At 49.7% G+C, this 1,605-nt stretch carries 3 protein-coding genes; 1 reads left to right on the top strand and 2 read right to left on the bottom strand.

Annotation, left to right across the window (positions count from 1 at the left end; all coding sequences use genetic code 11):
* The coding region (locus BLL36_RS29900; RefSeq protein WP_233447659.1) for an FAD-dependent oxidoreductase at positions 1-275 on the bottom strand (275 nt) is incomplete at its 3' end.
* A gap of 229 nt (positions 276-504) precedes the next feature.
* On the bottom strand, positions 505-987 hold the full coding sequence (locus BLL36_RS29905; RefSeq protein WP_076955174.1) for a flavin reductase family protein: 483 nt from the start codon (positions 985-987) through the stop codon (positions 505-507).
* Positions 988-1,395: 408 nt separating this feature from the next.
* Here BLL36_RS29905 and BLL36_RS31200 point away from each other — a divergent pair.
* Positions 1,396-1,605 (top strand): hypothetical protein (locus BLL36_RS31200; RefSeq protein ID WP_207304123.1); only part of this gene is annotated, 210 nt, incomplete at its 3' end.

The raw sequence follows: 1,605 nt of genomic DNA on the forward strand, positions 1-1,605 counted from the left end.
GAGCCGTTGATGCGAGGGATGACGGCGCCGCCATTTCGTCCGGAGGCGCCATAGCCCGGGTATTTAGCGTCGATGATCACCACGTTCAACTCGGGCGATGCGGACAGCAATTCATAGGCGGTCCATAATCCGCTGTAACCGGCGCCAACGATGCAGACATCAGCATGAATATCCTCTGTTTGCTGCACCATGGTGGGCCACGCGAGATCCTTGCGATCAATAAGTTCGCTGAACCAGAAGGACACATCTCTCAGATTTTTGTGTGGCTCTTGCATAGTTCTCTCGATAGGAAATTAAGTATGAGCCGGCTTCAGCTTTTTATGGTGCTGAAAAGTATCTGGATAGGCGTCGAATGCAATTTTTCAGAGCGCTACCTTGTCGGATGAGTAACAAGCGGTCCCTACAAGAAGCTTTTTGCATCACTAAATTCAGATGTGAAATTGGCCCGTTTTCGATGGGCTAAAGTTGTAAACAACATCAATTAATAAGGTCAAAAACTTCGGCTCAGGAGAACGTGACGTTGTCCATCTTGCCGTAACGGCGATCGACATAGATCAATGGGTCAGGAGTGCTGTCGGTAAAGACTTGTTCGACCTCTCCGATAAAGATGCCGTGGGTACCGAACTCGACTGCTTTGACGTTTCGACAAACAATCGATGCCTGTGCGCCCTCCAGTCGATGGATACCCGAGGTTGTTTTGATCCAGGTTCCGAATTCAAACCGGGCTTCACCTTTGACCTTGCCCGCACAGGCGACGGAAATATCAGCCTGTTGATGGTGCAGAATGTTGATGATGAAGGGGGCGCCACTCGCCAGTACCGGAAACAGCGAGGCGGATTTGTTGACGCAGATCAGCATGGAGGGCGGCTCCATGGACAGTTCGCTCACGGCAGTGGCGGACATGGCGTAGCGTCCGTTCTGGTCGGCGGTCGTTATCACGACCACGGCTTTGGCCAGGCGCTGCAGGGCTTGCTTCAAGTCTTCCACGGTCGATACTCCTATCTTGTTCTGTGCAAGCCACTTGGCACTTCGTAGCTTTAAGCCCGACTTTACCGCCATTTAAAGAAAGGAAACCTCACCCTGTTGTGTGACATTCCCCTGATGTCTCTATTTAGACCAGAAAGCCCTTGGCGGTCGCACCAAAAACGTGCCGAGCGCATTGGTTTCGAGGTCTTTCGTACTGTTGTGGGGCGGATATGTTTATGTTTTTGGTTTGATTGTTTTATTTAAAAGTTGCTTGGGTTAAGGGTGATGTTTTGCAGGCGGTAGTGTCACCAAATAGGGTGATTGTGGCCCTTGTAATAAATTGTTTCAGTACGCAAAAATAAAAATGACACTCCAGAAAATTAAATTATAAAAATACTGCTTTGACAGATAATTAGATGGGGAAGTTGTATGGCCGTGTATCGATATACTTCAAATGAAAAAAAACCAAATCGCTCTGCAATTGGGCTGGTTCTGGCTGGCACGGCAATGTCGCTGTTTTTCTGCGGATCGCCCAGTGCTGAGGAGACAGTCGCCGCAGTTGATCCCGGTCTGTTTAGTGCAGCGCCGAGCGCTAAGGAAGAGGGAGCCGTATCGGGCTTTAGTGGATTCTACGGTGTC

Source organism: Pseudomonas cedrina subsp. cedrina, from assembly GCF_001983175.1.
Lineage (GTDB): Bacteria > Pseudomonadota > Gammaproteobacteria > Pseudomonadales > Pseudomonadaceae > Aquipseudomonas > Aquipseudomonas cedrina.